Origin of the sequence: Flavobacterium lindanitolerans, from assembly GCF_002846575.1 — a bacterium.
Lineage (GTDB): Bacteria > Bacteroidota > Bacteroidia > Flavobacteriales > Flavobacteriaceae > Flavobacterium > Flavobacterium lindanitolerans.
Window position 1 is genome coordinate 1,389,914 of sequence record NZ_PJND01000007.1, and the last position, 21,665, is coordinate 1,411,578.

The 21,665-nt window shown below is 38.2% G+C and carries 10 protein-coding genes; 9 read left to right on the forward strand and 1 reads right to left on the reverse strand.

Annotated features, from left to right (window positions below):
• Positions 1-827 precede the first annotated feature (827 nt).
• From B0G92_RS06110 to B0G92_RS06120, 3 genes are all read left to right on the forward strand, one after another.
• Positions 828-7,778: an Ig-like domain-containing protein gene (locus B0G92_RS06110; RefSeq protein WP_180326405.1), complete on the forward strand. Its 6,951-nt coding sequence runs from the start codon at positions 828-830 to the stop codon at positions 7,776-7,778.
• Positions 7,779-8,021: 243 nt separating this feature from the next.
• The gene (locus tag B0G92_RS06115; RefSeq protein ID WP_101471442.1) at positions 8,022-10,502 is read left to right on the forward strand and encodes a T9SS sorting signal type C domain-containing protein; all 2,481 of its coding nucleotides are present in this window, start codon (positions 8,022-8,024) and stop codon (positions 10,500-10,502) included.
• Positions 10,503-10,518: 16 nt separating this feature from the next.
• Positions 10,519-10,722 (forward strand): hypothetical protein, encoded by a 204-nt coding sequence (locus tag B0G92_RS06120; RefSeq protein ID WP_143394998.1) that lies wholly within the window; start codon positions 10,519-10,521, stop codon positions 10,720-10,722.
• Positions 10,723-10,787: 65 nt separating this feature from the next.
• Here B0G92_RS06120 and B0G92_RS06125 read toward each other — a convergent pair whose 3' ends face one another.
• Complete coding sequence (locus B0G92_RS06125) at positions 10,788-12,377, reverse strand: peptide chain release factor 3 (RefSeq protein ID WP_056069343.1); 1,590 nt, start codon at positions 12,375-12,377, stop codon at positions 10,788-10,790.
• Positions 12,378-12,625: 248 nt separating this feature from the next.
• Between B0G92_RS06125 and B0G92_RS06130 the strand changes: the two genes are divergently transcribed.
• From B0G92_RS06130 to B0G92_RS06155, 6 genes are all read left to right on the forward strand, one after another.
• Positions 12,626-14,596, forward strand: a complete 1,971-nt coding sequence (locus B0G92_RS06130; RefSeq protein ID WP_056069344.1) for a peptidylprolyl isomerase — start codon at positions 12,626-12,628, stop codon at positions 14,594-14,596.
• Complete coding sequence (locus B0G92_RS06135) at positions 14,597-15,442, forward strand: hypothetical protein (protein WP_101471444.1); 846 nt, start codon at positions 14,597-14,599, stop codon at positions 15,440-15,442.
• The gene (locus B0G92_RS06140; RefSeq protein ID WP_056069351.1) at positions 15,405-16,835 is read left to right on the forward strand and encodes a peptidylprolyl isomerase; all 1,431 of its coding nucleotides are present in this window, start codon (positions 15,405-15,407) and stop codon (positions 16,833-16,835) included. The genes B0G92_RS06135 and B0G92_RS06140 overlap by 38 nt, the downstream gene beginning before the upstream one ends.
• Positions 16,836-16,883: 48 nt before the next feature.
• Complete coding sequence (locus B0G92_RS06145; RefSeq protein ID WP_101471445.1) at positions 16,884-17,837, forward strand: AAA family ATPase; 954 nt, start codon at positions 16,884-16,886, stop codon at positions 17,835-17,837.
• A 71-nt stretch (positions 17,838-17,908) separates the two neighbouring features.
• A complete protein-coding gene (locus tag B0G92_RS06150; RefSeq protein WP_143394999.1) occupies positions 17,909-19,036 on the forward strand; it encodes an acyltransferase family protein in 1,128 nt (375 codons plus the stop codon).
• 316 nt (positions 19,037-19,352) lie between these two features.
• Positions 19,353-21,620 (forward strand): aconitate hydratase, encoded by a 2,268-nt coding sequence (locus B0G92_RS06155; RefSeq protein ID WP_056069359.1) that lies wholly within the window; start codon positions 19,353-19,355, stop codon positions 21,618-21,620.
• The last annotated feature ends 45 nt before the right edge of the window (positions 21,621-21,665 follow it).

A 21,665-nucleotide genomic window follows, 5' to 3' on the forward strand; every position in this document is an offset into this window, starting at 1 on the left:
ATACTGCAAATACTACCACACACCAGCTAATTTCCCCTAAGATTAGAAGTTAATGTATTAAATTTATTTGAGATGAAGATTTTGTATAAAGAGTCGAATGCTGTTGGTCGTAATGATGATACAATGCTGTCAGGCAACTCCATCGTCAGATTTTTTGTGTTTATGGTTTTGCTTTTATTGAGTTGTGCAGGTCTTTTTGGCTAGTGACATCCAGCATAATATTTTAATTAAGTAATGCTCTTCATCCTTTTTTTCAAATTAGCGGTGGAGAGCTTTTTTAGATACTTAAGAAAAAGGTTTTAGAACTATTTGTAAGAAATATTTTGTGTAAAGGAAGTTTTGAAATAAATAAAATCGCTAAAACTTCTCTAAAAGTTATGCATTTGTTACAATATAGTAATGTTGAATTTTGTTGCTAAAAGTGTTTTAAAAAGAGGATTTTTATTGCTTGGAACAGGTAATTTTGGCATTGTTCATAAATTTTTTCTTTAAATATTAATTTTGTGTTAAATATTATATTAATTTTCCGCGTTGATTGAATCGCATTTTTTTATGCAAATTACGGAAGATATTTTAAGGGATTTGTCAAATCCTTTGAGGGTCTTTTGTCTTGTAATATAATGTGGATTTCCATTAATAGATGTTCTTACTTTATTTTTAATCAATTTACTTAAACTATGATGAATTATTACACTCTTTCGAGTTTTAGAAAAACCTCTAAACTCAGAAAAGGGATTGGGAATTTGGCTGACCCCCGGCCTGATTCTATTTCTCGCGGAGCTAGGCCTTCTTGGATTAGCTTGTTTTTGATAGTCATATTGATGGCTATGAATCATTCAGTTTGGGCCCAGAACTCGGCAAATTACACGTTTGCCACTTCCACTACAGGTTCACTGGCACTTGATATGAATGGCGGAGCCGTTGATATGAGTACAGGAACAACACAGCTGATAGGTCCTGGTCTTGACGCAGCCGTTTCGGCTGTTACCAATATTGGATTCGACTTTCACTTTATGGGAAACAGGTTTACCCAGTTTTCGGTTCAGGAAGATGGAATCTTGCAATTGGGATCAACAGCTGCGCCAACCAATACTTATAGCATAAATGGAGGTTCGGCTACTTCTCCAAGGCTTTCAGCTTTTAATGCTGATTTAAGAACAGGTCTTACTACCGGAAAAGTTCATTATAAAGTATCGGGAACAGCACCAAACAGGGTTTTGGTAGTTGAGTTTCTTAATATGCAACTTTTTTATACTTCAACTACAAGTGTAACAGCAAATTCAACATGGCAAATACGACTTTACGAAAAAGGTAATGTAGAATATGTTTACGGAAGCATGTCAGCAGTAGATGTTGGTGCCGGAAATAAATCCCCTTCTATTGGTTTTTATACTGGGTCTGCTACAGGTGCTTTTGCTTCGGTTTTATATGCCGGAAATACTGTTTCTGTAACGAATCCATATGCTGCCAATCCGGCTGTAACTGCTTTGGGATCAATTGCTAATCTAAATTCTGCTGCTGATGGAAACAGAAGAGTTTATCAGTTTATACCTCCAGGAAACCCTGGTAATGCATTAGCTACAGTTATTCCGCCACCTACATTTTTATCTTTTTCAAATGTTGGTTCGGCATCTATGACGTTAAATTGGGCAGAGTCATCTCCAAATATAGATGTACTAAAATACATAATCTTAAGGTCTTCTGATGGAGGTGCTACTTATACTCAGGCTGGTACTGTGAACGTAGGAACTACCACTTACAATGTAACAGGATTAACACCCGCTACTGCTTATTCATGGCGTGTTTATGCTATTAGTGAAGGAGGAAAAAGTACTGATTTAGATGCTGTTCAGGCAACAAATGCTGTGGGTACATTTACTTCTATTACAACAGGGAACTGGAATTCAGCTTCGACATGGGATGCTGGAATGGTTCCTAGTTCTTTTGATAGTGCAATAGTTTCTGTAGGAACAACGGTAACGGTTGATGTGACAGGTTTGTCTATAAACAATCTTTCGGTTGAAGGAACTTTAGCTTATGGAACTACACCAACCAATTTTACAGTAGGCAATAATCTAACAGTAGCATCAGGTGGAATTGTAAACGTTTTTAATGGAACTACTGGAAAAACATTAACTGTCACTGGAAATATCCAGAACAATGGAGTGATTGATGTTTCTGTAGGTGGAACAGCCGGTACGCTGACGTTAAATGGAACAGCTGTACAAACTGTAAATGGTTCAGGTACTTTTAATACTGGTATTATAAGAAACTTAACATTTAGCAATACGAACACAGCTACACCAAACGTGAACTGGCTTATTAATGATGTCAAAATTGCTAATAATTTAAATATAACTGGTGCCAGAATTAATTTGGGAACTAATAAAATGACTTTTGGTGCGAATGCAGCAGGGGGCACTTTAACGGCTCCTGTAGGGACCGGTTTCCTTCCAGGTGCTAAGTTCTCAAGATGGTGGACAGCAACAGCAACAGGAACTACTATTTCGGCAGCAACAGATCCTACAAATGCAACGAGTAGATATCCTTTTATAAACAATGCAGGAGAGAACAGAGCAATGTATATTACGAGAACCAATGCAACAGGTGCTGTAGCCGGTGAATTGGCAGTAATATATAATGATGTTGCAGGTGTTACTTCAGGCTTGTCAGTAGCTGATGGCGCTTATACAATAAACGAAAGATATAATGGAAGATGGGTGGTTTCAAATGAAGGAACACCTGTTAGTTCAAGTTCTTATACTGTTGTTTTGTTCGCTCAAAATGCATTCTCAGGATTGGCTAATGGAAATGCAAGGGTTATGTTTGCTAATGCAGCTATTGGAGGTGCTCACCAAAATGGTACGACAACTCCTGGAGCGCAAAGAATTACAGTATCTCAGACTGATTTATTGTCTGCTCCTTTATATGTAGGTGTTGCATCTTCTGATATTCCATTTATTTCTGTTGCTAACGGAAACTGGACTACTCCGGCTACATGGAACAAAAATGCAGTTCCGGGTGCTACAGATATTGTAACAATTGCAAATAACACAACTGTAGCTTTAGATGGAGCTAATACTATTACAGGTTTAACAGTAGCAACTGGCGGTACTTTGAATGCTGCAACAGGAAGCCTTAACTTTACATCTCTTACAAATGGTGGTACGGTAAACATTTCTGGAGCTTCTTTGATTGCTGCAAATACAGTTGCAAACAATAGCATAATGAACATTACCGGCGGTAGCTTGAATGTTACGGGAGCAAGTACTACTGGTATCACAAACGGATCAAGCGCTACACTTACAGTTGGTGGTGGAACAATTAACCTTTCTGCAGCAGGTGCAAATAACCGTACTTTCTCAAACAGTGGAATTATGACCGTTACTTCAGGAACAGTGAATGTTTTTGGTAACATGGTTCATAATGGCGGTTCTACTTTCAATCAGAGTGGTGGAAACATTAATATTGATGGTAATAATGCCGGAAGTGCTACTAATTCTGTAGCTTCAGGAACCCATATATTAAATATTACTGCAAATGCTGTAGCTAACCTAAGCCTAACAGGTGGTACAATTACTATTGTCGATCCTCCTCAAAGTTCTAGTGCTTCAACGTATGCATTGAGAATTTATCAAGATGGAGCATATAATTCAGCTAGTGTTAACCATACTTTCAAATTTGGAGATGGTATATCTAATGATAATAGTACAACAGGAAGCAACGGATTTTATATATATCTTTTCCCTGGAAACTCTTATTATGGATTAGGAAATGTTACTGTGGATTCTGGAACTACAGGAACAAATAGGTTTGTAAAAACAACTAGTGCTGTAGCAATTAGAGGTAACCTGAATATTATTTCCGGTGAGTACCAAATGGGAAGTGTGCATCATTTAGCTGGAAACCTAATTAATAATGGCACTTTAACAGCAGGAAGTACATTAAATATTAATGATTTTAATGGCGCTGCTGTAGCATCTACAAATCCACAATCTATTTCCGGAGCAGGTGTATTCAGAAACTCAGGAACTACTGTTACTGCTAACTTAACCTCTTTGACAGTTAACAACTCTAGTACAACAGGTTTAACTTTAGATGTTCCTCTTTCTATTAGTGGTACATTAACGCTTACAAGCGGAAAAGTTAATACGACTAATGTTAATTTATTAACGTTAGGGACAGCTACTGCTGGTGGAACATTAACAGGAGGAAGTGCAACAGCTTATGTAAATGGTCCGTTGGCCAGAACTATAATAAGCGGTAACCCAAATACTACTTACCAGCACTTTCCTGTAGGAAAAGCTGCTTATGCGCCAATTTGGTTAGCTCCCGCTACAACTGCGGTTTCTAACTTTAAAGCAGAAGCTTTTGATTCTAATACAGGTACAGCAGACGTAAGCTTACTTAATTTGTCTGCAACAAGAAGATGGGAAATTCCTTTAATGTCAGGTACAATTACTGATATGAATGTAAGATTGGGAGATGCTTCAATTGTGAGCACAAGTATCCCTGTTCAGGCGCTAACTCCTGCAGGTGTTTACACAAATGCTTTTGGTAGCGTTGCCACTTATGCAGCTGGAACGGCGGGAGCTCCTAATACTACTCAGTCCAATCTGCCTATTTCTGCCGCTAATTTCACAGGCTATGTTTCTTTTGCAGATTCTAATGCTTGTAGTGGTACTCCAAATCCAGGAAATACTGTAGCTTCTGCTACTACAATTTGCGCTGGTGCTTCTGTAGCATTAAGCCTGCAAAATGCAATTTCTGGTTCAGGTGTTACGTATCAATGGAAAAGTTCTACAGACGGAACTGTTTATAATGATATTGCCGGGGCAAACACGCCTACATTGACTGTAGTGCCAACGGTAGCTACATATTATGAGTGCGTAGTGACATGTTCTGCGGGACCAGCTACAGGAACTTCAACTCCTGTGCATATTGTTTTCACACATCAGGTAGCGACAAATACGCCGGCTACACGTTGTGGTACGGGAACTGTTCAGCTAGCAGCTACACCAAGTGCAGGTGCTACTATTAATTGGTATGCAGCAGCTGCTGGAGGTGCTCCGGTAGCTACAGGAAATACCTTTACAACTCCATCTATTTCTGCAACAACAACCTATTATGCTGCTGCTGAAGTGTCTACTCCTCCTGCAGCTAATACATTAGGAGCCGGAGCAACAAATTCAACTACTGCAGGACAATCTTTCTTCCCAGGAAGCTGGGGAGGAACCAAGACTCAGTATATTATCAGAGCTTCTGAATTGATTGCCGCTGGATTTTCAGGAACGTCTAACTTTACTAGTTTAGGGTTTGAACCTACAACTTCAGGTCAGGCTTACCAAGGATTTACTGTACAATTGGCAAATACAACAGCGACAACAGCTCCTACAACTACTTTTATTAACTCAGGATTGGTGCAAGTATACGCTGGAACCGGAACCAATGGTGGATTTACACCAGTAGCTAACACAGTGAATACATTAGCTTTTGGAACAGGTGCAGGTTCATCTTCGGTGTTTAACTGGGACGGTAGTTCTAACATTCTTGTTACTATTTCATGGAGTAGTGTTCCAAGCGCTACAACTTCTTCAAATAGTTCTTTGAAAGTAGATGATGTAGGATTCGTAGCATCGGCTTACAGACAAAGAGACAGTGTTACTCCTGCAGCGATGTTAGCTGAAACGGATGTAAACAGTACAACTAATTTCAGACCTAAATTTATAATCAACGGACAGTCAATCTGTTCTTCGCCAAGAGTTCCTGTTGTTGCTACGGTAACAACTGCTCCGGCTCTTACATTGAGTGGAAACCCGGCCGCGGTTTGTGGAGGCGTTGCTACTACAGCCGTAACAATTACAGCTGGTGCTTCAGATTATGATACATATGTATGGTCGCCTTCTACAGGTGTTTCCGGAAATGCTGGTTCAGGATGGACATTCACTTCTTCGGCAACTACTGTATATACGCTTACTGCAACCAACACTACAAGTGGATGTTCTACTACCGCAACAGTGAATGTTACTGTAAATACAACTCCTCCTGCAATTACTGTGACGCCTGATGCGCCTGCAGTTTGCGCCGGAAGTGTACAGCAATTGACAGTATCAGGTGTGCCTGCCTCACCAACTGTTGTTTCCGGAACGGGAGCTGCTACTTCAGGTACTAACGCTACTAATGCAACATTAGGTCCAAATCCATTCCAGGCATATTATGGTGGTACAAAACAGCAGTGGATTTATACTGCAGCTGAATTGACGGCTTTAGGCTTTATTCCTAATACGCAGATTAGTGCTATAAAATTAGATTTAGCTACAGCCAATACTACTTATGCACTTAACAATCTTGTTGTAAAAATGAAAAACTCTGCTACAGCAAGTTTTGCTACAGCTACTTCATGGGAGGCGGGTATGACAACGGTTAAGGCTGCTGCTAACTATACTCCGGTTGTAGGCTTGAATAATTTTGTGTTAGACGCTCCTTTTACCTGGAATGGTACTGATAACTTAATTATTGAAATGAACTATAGCAATAATAACGGTGGTAATAGTACTACTTATAACACGGCTAAACATAGCCCTACAACTTTTGTAAGTACTATTTTCTATAGAGCAGATAATGTGACTGGTACAGCAATAGATGCATTTGTTGGAACTTCAAGTTTTACTTATAGCTCTAGAAATGATGTAACGTTTGAAATAATTGCTCCTGCAATTACCTGGACATCAACTGGAACAGGTGATTTGTTTACTGACGCAGCAGGTACAATTCCATACGTAGCCGGTAGTGCAGCAGGAAGAATATATGTGAAACCTGTTGGTAACACAACATATACAGCTACTGCTACTATTGGAACCTGTTCTTCAACAGACAGTACTTTGGTAACTGTTACACCAACTGTTACTCCTAACTTTGCTGAAATTGGAACAATTTGTCAGTCATCTACGGCTCCAACACTTGCGACGACTTCTCCAAACGGAATTACCGGAACATGGTCTCCTGCAACGGTTAATATGAGTGCAAACGGAAGTTATGTTTTCACACCAACTACCGGGCAATGTGCCACAACCCAAACGTTGAATGTTGTTATTACTCCAGAAACCGTTCCTAACTTTGCACCAATTGCAGATATTTGCCAGGGCTCAACAGCTCCAGCATTGGCAACAACTTCTCCAAATGGAGTTACAGGAACATGGAGTCCTGCAACAATTAGCAATACAGCTAGTGGAGCTTATGTGTTTACGCCAACTGCAGGACAATGTGCTACAACTCAAACGTTAAATGTAACTGTAACGGTTACTCCGGCTCCAACAGCTACTTCTCCACAAGATTTCCCTGCGGGTGCAACATTGGCAAGTTTGACTGTGAATGGTACTGGAATTATCTGGTATGACTCAAGTGCAGCAGGGAACGTATTGCCAGCTACAACTCCAATAGTTTCTGGAACTACTTACTATGCTTCACAAACAGTAGGTGGTTGCGAAAGTGTTCAAAGAGTAGCAATACAGGCTGGTACGGCACTTAAAGTAGACGGTTTCGACAATGCGAACTTTAAGTACTATCCAAACCCTGTAAACAATATTTTAACTGTATCTTACAGCGAAGCCATAACAGGTCTTAAGCTTTACAATATGGTAGGACAGCAGCTGATTACTAAATCAGTAAATGCAAATGAAACACAAATTGATATGTCTAATTTGCCGGCAGGATCTTACTTATTGGAAGTATCTTCAGGTAACAAATCCAAAATGGTTAAACTATTGAAGAATCAATAATCAATTTTTATTGATAAAAATGAAAAGCCTCCTTCGGGAGGCTTTTTTGTTGTAAAAAAGTTATTGAAAAGTAAATTTTTAAATTTCTATAAAGAATTTTATTGTTAAAAATATTTTTTGTTATCGTTTAAAATACAATTAATTTCGATGAATAACATAAAATGTTAATTCTTAACAAAAAGATAATGCGTTTGTTTAATGTTTTATTAACGAATTCTTAACTTTGTGAAAAACAAATTTATAATGAAAAAAACTTTACTATTTACATCCTTACGGACACTGATGGTTTTGGTGTTTGGATTATTTTTTAATGGAGTATGGGGGCAAACTTCAGTTCAAAACTTTGGTACTGGAACAGCAAACCATACATCACAAACAGGATCTACAGGTGTTATACCTAATCCAACTTCCGGAACTACTTGGGTAAGAGGAGGGGCGACAGCACCTAATGCTCCAATTAGTCTGTTGAATGGAACAAATCCTTTAGGGGCTGATGGAAGTTATGTAAAAGCAACAGCTTCTTCTACTACTTCTGTAGCGAAGTTTTCGCCAATAGTTGGATATACAGGAAGTACAGAATTTTATACTTCATTTAAAGTGTTGTTTGGGAATTCTACTGCTACGGCAGTAGCAGGTTCTGGTAGTTGGACTTTTTATCAGGGTTCTGGGTCAATGTATTCCGATGCATCTGATTTCGCAGGATCAGCAGTATTTGCAGGAATCCGTTTTACATATGATTCAGGAGGAAATGTGAATATCACTTCGAGACAAAACTCTAGCTGGGTTAGTACTGGATTTACAGTTACTGCCTTGACACAACTGGAAGCGCATAAGGTTGAGATTATTGGTAACAATAAATCGAGCGGCGTAATTAATTATACATATAATGGTTTGCCTGCTAGTGTAGCTACCCAAAAATATGATTTGTATGTAGACGGTGTTTTGATAGGTAATGATATTGCACAAGGAGCAATGTCTAGTGGATCTAATGTTAACAGTACAACATTTATAGGGATTAGTAGTACATCCAATGCTGCAAATATTTTTGTTGACGATGTGGTTGTCTATAATGCGGTTCCGGCATCTATTGGTACTGTTCCAACTTCAACAACCTGGAATGGAACGGCTTGGTCAAACGGAACACCAACTTCTTCTTTAGACGCTATTATAGCAGGAGATTACTCTACAGGTGCAGCAGCTCCACAAGGGGTATTTACAGCTAAATCGCTTACAGTAAATTCAGGAATATTTACAGTGGCAACAGGAACTTCGGTAACTGTTGAAAATGCAATTGTAAACAATGCGGCTTCAAGCAACTTTATTGTAGAGAATAATGCGAATCTGATTCAGACAAATGCTGTAGCCAATACAGGATCAATCAAGGTAAAAAGAAACAGTAATCCGTTATACCGTTTTGACTACACTTTATGGTCGTCTCCATTAATCGGGCAAAATCTGAAAGGTTTTTCTTCAGCAACGCTTTCCAACAGATTTTATACCTACAATACTGCGACGGGTACAAATGGTGATTACGAAGCTGTTTTTCCAACGCAAAGTGAAGGGTCTTATAATTTTGAATCAGGAAAAGGATACCTGATCAGAACTCCGGACTCACATCCGGCTTATGTTGAAGGCGATCCTGGAACTGCAATCAATGCAGAATTTACAGGTGTTCCATATAACCAAAGTGTAAACGTGGCACTTTCAAATGCAAATACAGGTTTCAATCTTGTTGGAAATCCTTATCCATCTGCAATTTCAATTGCTCAATTGTTTTCTTCTAACTCCGATGCAATTGACGGAACAATCTGGTTCTGGAGAAAAAGAAACGGAGCCTCAGGTAGCGGTTACGCTACTTCAACAGGAATGGGAGTAACAAGTGCCCAGCCGGAAGCAGCAGCTCTTAACCCAAATGGTGTAATCAATGCCGGACAAGGATTCTTCGTAAAAGTGAAATCGGGAGCGACTCAAAATACATTGAATTTTAGCAATGCGCTTCGTTCAGCAACTACCGGAGGTGCATTTTTTAGAAATGCAAATACAACCGAAGTAGAAAGACACAGAATATGGTTGAATCTTTCTAACGGAACAGAGGTTGTAGGTCAGACTTTATTAGGTTATATGACAGGTGCTACTTCAGGTATTGACTATGGTATTGAAGGTAGCTACTTTAATGATAGTGCCATCGCATTCACTTCTTATATCGAAAACAAGGAATTTGCAATTCAGGGAAGAAGTCTTCCTTTTACATCTGATGATGTGGTTCCAATGAGTTTTAAAACAGATGTTGCAGGAAACTATACTATTGCAATTGATCATGTTGATGGACTTTTTGCAGGCAGCCAGGAAGTTTTCTTAAAAGATAATACGACAGGACAACTTCATAATCTTAAATCAGGTGCTTATTCATTTGCGTCTGAAACAGGAGTGTTTAACAATCGTTTTGAGATAGTTTACAGAGCAGCACTTGGTGTTAAGGTACCTACAATTTCTTCTAATAATATTGTAGCATACAAACAAAACGGTTCTTTGGTTATCAATTCCGGAAACTATGTTATGGAAAACATTGAGCTTTACGATATGAGTGGCCGTCTTATTTATACCAAAAATAATATCGATGCTTCATCAGCAGTAATAGCAAATCTTCCTATCGCAAACCAGGTTTTGGTAGTGAAAATTACTACGACTGAAAATGGAACTGCCAACAAAAAAATTGTTTACTAATATTACCCCGTCAGATATGAAAAACTCAATTACAACAAAAATATCCAGCCTGTTGCTTTTGTTATTCCTAAGCACGGCATCTTTCGCTCAAAATCCAACTGAAGCACCAGATGATGAAGATGTGACGCCAGCGCCAATCAACGATTATATCGTGCCAATGCTTTTGGCAGGAGTGGTTTTAGGTTACACTTTTATTAAAGGAAAAGCGAAAAAGGCTTAATTGTTAGAAGCTCAAAAACAAAAAGGCTGTACATTGTACAGCCTTTTTTTATTGATGTTTTTTGATTAATCAAATTCTGAAGTAAAAAACAATTTCACGGTTGGGTATTTGTTTTGTGTCATCTGGATAGTGAAATCAGAATCGGCAAGAAATACCAATTGCCCGTATTTGTCATGGGCCAAAAACTTTTGCTTGATACGTTTGAACTCCTTAAACTCTTCATTTCGGGCATCATCAGGTTTTACCCAGCATGCTTTATGCACCGGAAAGTTTTCATACGAACATTTAGCCCCGTATTCATGCTCCAATCTATATTGGATAACTTCATACTGCAAAGCTCCCACGGTCCCGATTACTTTTCTGTTGTTCATTTCCAAAGTGAAAAGCTGGGCTACACCTTCATCCATCAGCTGGTCAATTCCTTTTTCAAGCTGTTTCGATTTCAACGGATCGGCATTGTTGATATAACGGAAATGTTCCGGCGAAAAACTAGGAATTCCCTTAAAGCTCATCAATTCGCCTTCCGTTAAGGTGTCTCCAATTTTAAAATTCCCGGTATCGTGCAGACCTACAATGTCACCCGGATAAGAGATATCGACAATTTCTTTTTTCTCGGCAAAGAAAGCATTCGGACTTGAGAATTTTAGAGTTTTATTCTGGCGGACATGCAAATAAGGCTTGTTTCTTTCAAAAGTACCCGATACGATTTTGACAAAAGCCAGCCTGTCCCTGTGTTTTGGGTCCATATTGGCGTGGATTTTAAATACAAATCCCGACATTTTACTTTCGTAAGGGTCAACCAATCTTGTTTCTGATTCTTTCGGTCTTGGCGAAGGTGCGATTTCTATAAAGCAATCCAAAAGCTCACGAACTCCGAAGTTATTCAGGGCAGAGCCAAAAAATACAGGCTGTAGCTTTCCTTCAAGATAGGCCTCCCTGTTAAAGCTTGGGTAAACTTCTTCAATCAATTCCAGTTCCTCACGCAGCTTATCTGCCGGTTTTTGGCCGATGATTTTTTCCAGTTCAGGATTCTGGACATCAGAAAAAGCAATGGTTTCTTCAATGTTTTTACGGCTGTCCCCACTAAAAAGATTGATGTTTTTCTCCCACAGGTTGTAGATTCCCTGGAAATCATAACCCATTCCAATTGGGAAACTCAATGGAGTAACCGTCAATCCTAATTTTTGTTCCACTTCGTCCATCAGGTCGAAAGCATCTTTTCCTTCGCGGTCTAATTTGTTGATGAAAACAATCATCGGGATATTTCTCATTCGGCAAACAGCAACTAATTTCTCAGTCTGTTCCTCAACCCCTTTTGCCACGTCAATAACAACAATAACGCTGTCAACTGCAGTAAGCGTTCTATAAGTGTCTTCCGCAAAATCCTTGTGTCCCGGCGTATCAAGAATATTGATTTTTTTATCCTTATAGTTGAAAGCCAAAACCGAGGTTGAAACCGAAATTCCTCTCTGGCGCTCAATTTCCATAAAGTCGGAAGTGGCACCTTTCTTAATTTTATTGTTTTTTACGGCTCCGGCTTCCTGAATCGCTCCTCCAAACAAAAGTAATTTTTCAGTCAGTGTTGTTTTTCCGGCATCGGGATGCGAAATAATCCCAAAAGTTCTTCTTCTTTCTATTTCTTTTTGAAAACTCATATCCTGTATAAAAATGGATTGCAAAAATACTATTTATTCAACAAATAATCAGCGTATAATAATAACAAGAAACCGGAGTTATGCTTTTTTATAAATACGGCGTCCCAATACATGAAAATATCGCTAATAATTTGTTAATAAATTTTTGTTAATAGTAAGGCCCGTACTTGTTTAATGCGTTTGAATTGTTACTTTTGTTGATTGCTATTCAGGCGTTAAATTAATTCCCAACTTATAGAATTTACATAATGAAATTAAAACAATTGTTCTTCGGAGTACTGCTTTCCGCAAGTTTTACGAGTTTTGCTCAAAATAACAATAAGGAAGTTTTATTTACAATTGACGGTAAGCCTTATTATACCGACGAATTTGCAAGGGTTTACAATAAAAATATTGATTTGGTAAAAGACGAATCCCAAAAAGATTTAAATCAATATCTGGACTTATTTGTAGGTTATAAGTTGAAAATTAATAAAGCCAATAAGCTGGGACTTCAAAACGGACAGGCCTATCAGGCGGAATTAAAGTCATACAGAAACCAACTTTCAAAAAATTATCTTACGGATTCCAAGGTTACACAGGAATTAATCGAAGAAGCCTACCAAAGGTCACAGAAAGAAATCAAGGCAGCCCACATCTTGTTTATGGTAGATGAGAATGCTTCGCCAGAAGATACTCTTAAAGCTTATAAAAAAGCAGTTGAGGTTAGGGAGAAAGCCTTGAAAGGTGAAAACTTTGGTGACCTGGCTGTTAAATATTCCGAAGATCCTTCAGCGAAAGAAAATAAAGGAGAGTTAGGTTATTTTTCAGCTTTCAGAATGGTATATCCATTTGAATCTGCAGCCTACAAAACTCAAAAAGGGCACATATCAAAAATTGTGAGAACCCGTTTTGGTTACCACATAATAAAAGTGGAAGACATCAGAGATAACCGTGGCGAACTTACGGTTGCCCATATCATGATCTTAAAACCAAACAACCAAAACCCTGAAGAAGCAGAAAAAGCAAAGGCTACAATCCAGGACATCTATAAAAAACTACAGCAGGGCGAAAACTTCGAAAGCCTTGCCAAGCAATTTTCTCAAGACAAATCGTCGGCTTCAAAAGGTGGAGTGCTGAATCGTTTTGGTTCAGGACAATTAAGTTCTGAAGAATTTGAAGACGCAGCATTCGCATTGAAAAACCCGAACGATTATTCAGCTCCGGTAGAAAGTAATTTTGGGTGGCACATCATTAAGCTAATCGAAAAACATCCGCTTAAAACAGCGCAGGAAATGCAGTCAGAGCTGGATGGTAAAATCAGAAAAGACGAGCGTTCACGACTGATTACAAATTCATTGACTGAAAAGCTGAAAAAGAAATACTCAATAAAAAGAAATGACAAGCTGTTTGCTGCAATTTCAAAAACGGTAAATGATAAATTCTATACCGGTGACTGGAAACTTCCGGAAAATATGAAGCCTTTTGAAGGAAACCTGGTTACAATAGATAAGAAGACAATATCAGGAGATGAATTTCTTAAATATTTGGTCGCACAACAAAGAGGTGAAAATACAATCAGACCAATCAGTAAACTGGTAGAGAAAAAATACCAGGAGTATGTAGATGCGAAAGTCAATGAGTTGTACAATAACAATCTTGAAAATGAATTCCCTGATTTTGCTGCTGTGATGGAAGAATACCGTGACGGACTGTTGCTTTTTGACCTGATGGAAAAAGAAATCTGGGAAAAGGCAAAAACGGATACGATTGGATTGCAGAATTTTTATGAAGCCAGAAAAAATAATTACCGTTGGGGGAATAGGGTAGATGCACTGATTCTTTCTTCAACAAAAATGGATATGGCTAAAAAAGCACAAAAATTGTTGAAACAAGGAAAGTCAGCTGAATTTATCAAGGAAAAATTCAACCAGAATGGTAAAGTTGAGGTAATGTCAAATGCCGGAATTTTTGAAGAAAACAGTGATGCTCTGCCAAAGGGACTTGAAAAGAAAGACGGTGTTTCCGGAATTATAAAAGACGGTGAGTATTATTTTGTTGTCAAAATAAACAAGCATCTTGAAGCCGGTCCAAAAACACTGGAAGAGGCAAAAGGAAAAGTTGTGAACGATTACCAACAATATCTTGAAGAAAAATGGGTTAGTGATTTGAAACAGGAATTCAAGGTAGATGTTAACCAGCCTGCTTTTGAAAAGGTGAAAAAGCAGATAAAGTCGTAAATGAAGAAGTATGCAGTCATAGGATTGCTGTCGTTTTTTGCTTCATGTAATACCAAACCGGAAGCAAAACCACAGGCCATTGCCAGAGTAAATGACTCATACTTGTTTAAGGATGAAATTAAGGACCTGGTGCCGCCGGGAACTCCAAAAGAAGACAGTATAGTAATTGTCAGGAATTTCATCGACCGTTGGGCATCACAGAAATTGATGATGAATGCGGCAGAGCTTAATTTGAGTGCTGACAAGCAGGCAGAATACAATGGGCTTATCAGGCAGTATAAAATTGATCTTTATACAAAAGGTTATTTGGAAGAATTAGTAAAGACTACAGTAGACACAACAATTACTGAAGCTGAGCTAAAAGAATATTATAAGCAGAACAAAGAAAATTTCAAGACAGACGGAACTTTGGTAAAATTGCGTTATATACAATTGCCAAAAGACCACCCGAAATTTCAAACCATAAAAAGCAAATTTTTTGACTACAGAAAATCAGACAGGAAATTTTGGGATACTTATGGAATGCAATTCAAAAGTTTTGTGTTGAATGATTCTGTTTGGGTTGAAATGAACCAGGTGTATCGTAAACTGCCTTTCATTACTCCAGACAACAGGTCGCAATATATTGCTGCCGGGAAAGCAATAGAAAAACAGGATTCTTTAGAAGTATATCTTGTGAAAGTCACAAACGTTTTGGATAAAAATCAAGTGAGCCCATACGAATATATAAAGCCGACACTAGAACAGGTGATTTTAAACAAAAGAAAATTAGAATTAATAAAAAAAATTGAAAAAGACATTACTGATGATGCCATTAAAAATGAGAAGTATGAAATCTATAATTAAGAATGCCTGTCTGATTTTTGGCTTTGCAGCATTTTTTAATGCCGTAAATGCACAGGAAATCATTCAGAACGATACTGTAAAAAAGGTCGTTCCGAAGCCTGTAAGCCAGAAACAGAAGATTGATGGAGTGATTGGCGTTGTGGGAGATTATGTGATTTTAGACTCTGATATCGATATTGCCTATATTGAAATTGCAAACCAGGGTAACCCTGTAAAAGATATTACAAGATGTCAGTTGCTTGGAAAATTGCTGGAAGATAAACTCTATGCACACCAGGCTGTTCAGGACAGTATTGTTGTGACAGATGCTGAAATCAACAGTATGATGCAGGAAAGAATCGATGCTTTTGTAGAGCGTGCCGGTTCGATGGAAAAACTATTAAAGATTTATAACAGGCCAAACGAGGAAGAATTCAGAACCTATTTCTTTGATATCTTGAAAATGGGTAAGCTGACTTCGGAAATGAGAAATAAAATCATTGAAAATGTTGAAATTACTCCTGAAGAAGTAAGGACATTCTTTAGAAAATTTCCTAAAGAAGAATTGCCACAGATTGGTGCGGAAGTAGAAGTATCCCAAATTGTAATCAATCCGGAAGTTACCAAAGAAGAACGGCAGAAAGTAATTGACAAGCTGAATGAATTCAGGAATGATGTAATGGCCGGTAATGGTAGCTTTTTTAGTAAGGCGGTGTTGTACAGTAAAGATGAGGGAACAAAATCCAATGGAGGTTTTATGCGTGTCAACAGAAAAACAAATCTGGTAAAAGAATTTAAGGAAAGAGCTTTTAGTCTTGAAGAAGGACAAATTTCAGAACCTTTTCAGACAGAATACGGATGGCATATTATTCTGGTTGAAAAAATTCGCGGACAGGATGTTGACCTAAGACACATATTGCTGATTCCGAAAATATCTGAGGAAGCCATGCAGGAAGCCAAAGACAAGATTATTGGAATCAGAAATAAAATTGTTAACGGCGAAATTTCATTTGCTGACGCCGCAAGAAATTCTTCTGATGAAAAAGAAACAAGAGCCAATGGAGGTGTATTGATTAATCCTCAAACGCTTGATCCTCGTTTTGACCTGACTAAAATGGATCCGTCATTATATGTACAGATTTCAGATCTTAATGAAGGTCAGGTATCACAGCCAATGGTTGACGAGGACAGGTTGGGGCGTAAGACATTCAAGCTGATTACTGTTACAAAACGTTATGATGCCCATACAGCAGACTATGCGCAGGATTATCTGAAAATTAAGGATTTGGCTTTGAAAGAAAAACAAATCAAAGCTATCAGCAAATGGACAGATGAAAAAATCAAGGAAACATATATCAAGATTAATGGCGAGTACAGAGACTGCGTTTTTGTAAACAACTGGCTTAAAAAATAATCAGACACATTTAACCGAATCAAATTTTAATAACCAAACAATTATAGAATGTCAGACGTAGCTGCAATACAGAATCTGGTTCAGAAAAGAATAGAGCTTAAAAAAGAAATCTCAAAAATAATTGTTGGACAGGAAGTAGTGGTTGACCAGATCTTGTTGAGCATCTTTTCAGGAGGGCATGCCCTTTTGGTTGGAGTTCCCGGCTTGGCAAAAACGCTGATGGTCAATACAATTTCTCAGGCTCTTGGTTTGGATTTCAAACGTATTCAGTTTACGCCGGATTTGATGCCTTCTGATATTCTTGGTAGTGAAATTCTTGATGAAAGCCGTCAATTTAAATTTATAAAAGGACCTATTTTCTCAAATATTATTTTGGCAGATGAGATTAACAGGACACCGCCTAAAACACAGGCAGCACTTTTGGAAGCCATGCAGGAAAGGGCGGTAACAATAGCCGGACAGCATTATAAATTATCCCTGCCTTATTTTGTATTGGCAACCCAAAACCCAATTGAGCAGGAAGGAACCTATCCGCTTCCGGAAGCCCAGCTTGACCGTTTTATGTTTGCTATTAAATTAGATTATCCGTCATTTTCTGAAGAAGTACAGGTTGTGAAAAGTACAACGACAGATCAGACAGAAAAAATAAATCCGCTTTTCACAGCACAGGAAATTATCGATTTCCAACACCTTATTCGCCGTATTCCGGTAGCAGATAATGTAATTGAATATGCCGTGACGTTGGTAAGTAAAACACGTCCGGATAATGCGTTATCAAATGATTACGTGAAAAACTATTTAGACTGGGGAGCAGGGCCAAGAGCTTCACAAAACCTGATATTGGCTGCAAAAGCACATGCCGCATTTAATGGTAAATTTTCTCCGGATATTGAAGATGTAAAAGCAGTTGCAACGGGCATTCTTCGTCACAGGATTATCAAGAATTACAAAGCGGATGCGGAAGGAATTACGGAAGAAATGATTATCCAGAAATTAATGTAAGCTGTAAAATTTATATTCTGTAGAAACTATTCACAAATTGTATTTCTATATTTGACAGAAATACAAACACATTGCTAAAGCAAGAACTAAACAATCCGCAACGCATTTTCGGTTTGGACCTTATGAGGGCTGTAGCCATACTTATGGTTCTCAGTTCGCATTGCCTTTGGATTTATCCTGAAAGCAACAGTTTTATTGCACAACTTTTAAAACTTTTCGGGTTTTTAGGGGTTGAAATTTTTTTCGTTCTCAGTGGTTTTCTTATCGGAAGAATTCTTTTGCAATCGTATCTGAAAGAAGATTTTTCTTTTTCACAGGTCAGGAATTTTTTAAAAAGAAGATGGTTTAGAACATTTCCGAATTATTTTCTGATTCTGCTTGTCAATATACTCATAGCATCTGTTATCGGTTACAAAATAGAGTCGCTGTGGAAGTATTTCTTTTTTGTCCAGAATTTTAGCGGCGCCATGCCTGCTTTCTTTCCGGAATCTTGGAGTCTTGCCGTAGAAGAATGGGCTTATGTTGTACTGCCATTGCTTTTATTACTAATAACACCTTTTGTTGCGTCTAAAAACAAATCCAAATTCTTTATAATCCTTTTGGTTGTGTTGTTGGTATTTTTTTTGTTGGCAAAAATCTTTTGCTACCAGAACACGGTTCATGCCAATCTGAACGACTGGAATCTGTCGTTGAAAGCGGTAGTGATATACCGTTTAGATGCGATTTTTTATGGTGTAGTAGCAAGTTGGATATATTGCTGTCACAATACCTTCTGGCAAAAAGGCAAATCATTTTTTTTAATCGCGGGCATTTTCTGTTTCCTGTTTATCTTTTTCGGATTTGGAAAAATACCTTTTACAGAAGAAGGCCTGAACAGTTTTCTCTATATTGTTTACCTTCCTGTCGTCTCTATTTCTATCGCATTTTTTCTACCTTTTTTATCGGGTTGGAAATCGGAAAAATCAAAATTGAAAAATCCGATTGTCTTTATAAGCCTGATTTCCTATTCTGTATACCTGCTGCATTACAGTGTAATCTTACAGTTAATGAAATATTTTACTGATATTGAAAACTATCCGATGTTGCAAAAACATATATTTACTATTGTCTATCTGCTGCTCACAATTTTTTTTAGTTATGGGCTCTATATTTGGTATGAAAAGCCGATGATGGATTTGAGAGAAAAGTCAAAAAAATAACATTTTCACGAAGCATTTTTTTGCCTTTTTCATGCTCTGTCTGTAATTTAGAAACATTCTTAATTTATAGAGTGCTCTTTCGGTTGGCCTAAATTTCGAATTTGACAAAAAAAAGATTTTAAATTAACAAAAACGGAAAAAATTAATTGGTTTTTAATTATAATTTAATAATAATCATTAAAAATCAGATTTTGGGAATAATAATGTTTCGAAACACCGCTTTTTTTAAAAATCTTTCAAATATGGAGGGAAATGAGTAAATTTGCATTGCAAAGAAACAAACTAAAATATAAATAAAATAGACTAATTACTGATTATGGCTTTTGATATTGAAATGATTAAAAAAGCGTATGGAACAATGGCAGAGCGTGTTGATAAGGCACGTCAATTGGTTGGTCGTCCATTAACGCTTTCAGAAAAGATTTTATACTCACACCTTTGGGAAGGAATGCCTTCTAAGGCTTTCACCAGAGGAAAAGATTATGTTGATTTTGCTCCGGACAGAGTGGCTTGCCAGGATGCTACGGCACAGATGGCATTATTGCAGTTTATGCACGCCGGAAAAAATAAGGTAGCCGTTCCTACAACGGTTCACTGTGATCACCTGATCCAGGCGAAAGTGGATGCTGCAACCGATTTGGCCAGAGCAAAAACACAAAGCAATGAAGTTTTTGATTTCCTTTCATCAGTTTCTGACAAGTACGGAATTGGTTTCTGGAAACCGGGTGCAGGTATTATCCACCAGGTAGTTCTTGAAAATTATGCTTTCCCTGGAGGTATGATGATTGGTACGGATTCTCACACGGTAAATGCCGGTGGTTTGGGAATGCTTGCCATTGGTGTTGGAGGTGCTGATGCTGTAGACGTAATGTCGGGTATGGCCTGGGAATTGAAATTCCCAAAACTGATTGGTGTTAAATTGACAGGAAAATTGTCTGGTTGGACAGCTCCAAAAGACGTAATCCTGAAAGTAGCCGGAATCCTTACTGTAAAAGGAGGGACCGGAGCTATTGTTGAATATTTTGGTGAAGGTGCTACTGCTATGTCTTGTACCGGAAAGGGTACAATCTGTAACATGGGAGCAGAAATCGGAGCCACTACTTCAACTTTTGGTTATGACGATTCAATGCGCCGTTACCTGATTTCTACTGGAAGACCGGATGTGGCAGAAGCTGCAGATAAAGTAGCGCCATACCTTACAGGTGATGCTGAAGTATATGCTAATCCGGAACAATATTTTGATCAGGTAATCGAAATTAACCTTTCTGAATTAGAGCCACATTTGAATGGTCCTTTCACTCCGGATTTGGCTACGCCAATTTCTAAAATGAAAGAAGAGGCTATCAAAAACAACTGGCCTTTGGAAATTCAGGTAGGTTTGATAGGTTCTTGTACGAACTCTTCTTACGAAGATATTTCACGTGCAGCTTCTTTGGCAAAACAGGTAGCCGATAAAAATTTAAAAACCAAAGCACAATTTACCATTACTCCGGGTTCTGAAGTGGTTCGCTATACTATCGAAAGAGATGGTTTTATCGATACGTTTGATAAAATCGGTGCGACTGTTTTTGCTAACGCTTGCGGACCATGTATTGGAATGTGGGATAGAGAAGGAGCTGAAAAAGAAGAAAGAAATACTATCGTTCACTCTTTCAACCGTAACTTCTCAAAACGTGCGGATGGTAACCCAAATACTTTGGCTTTTGTAGGTTCTCCGGAATTGGTGACAGCTTTGGCTATTGCCGGTGATTTAGGATTCAACCCTATAACAGATAAATTAATCAATGAAGACGGTCAGGAAGTAATGCTTGACGAGCCAACAGGAAACGAACTGCCTCCAAAAGGATTTGATGCAGAAGACCCGGGCTTCCAGGCACCATCTGAAGACGGTTCAGGAGTTCAGGTTATTGTTAGCCCAACTTCAGAAAGATTGCAGTTATTAGCTCCTTTTGAGCCATGGAATGGAGAAAATATCATGGGTGCTAAATTGCTAATCAAAGCTTTCGGAAAATGTACGACAGACCATATCTCTATGGCAGGTCCATGGTTGCGTTTCCGCGGACACTTGGATAATATTTCAAACAATATGCTTATTGGTGCGGTGAATGCCTTTAACCAAAAAACAAATTCTGTGAAGAACCAAATGAATGGAAAATACGATTCAGTTCCTGCGGTTCAAAGAGAATACAAAGCGGCAGGAGTTCCTACTATTGTTGTGGGTGACCATAACTATGGTGAAGGTTCTTCCCGTGAGCACGCTGCAATGGAACCACGTTTCCTTGGAGTAAAAGCAGTATTGGTAAAATCATTTGCACGTATTCACGAAACTAACCTGAAAAAACAAGGTATGTTGGCACTTACATTTGCAAATGAAGCAGATTATGATAAAATCCAGGAAAACGATACTTTCAATTTCGTAGACCTGAAAGAATTTGCTCCGGGAAAACCACTTACTATTGAGATTTTCCATGATAACGGAACAACAGAAACAATTCTGGCAAACCATACATATAACGAAGGGCAGATTGGATGGTTCGTTGCAGGTTCTGCATTAAACCTGATTGCAGCAGCAGGAAAGGCTTAATTCATAGCCAATCATTTATAAAAAAACTCCCGATTTATCGGGAGT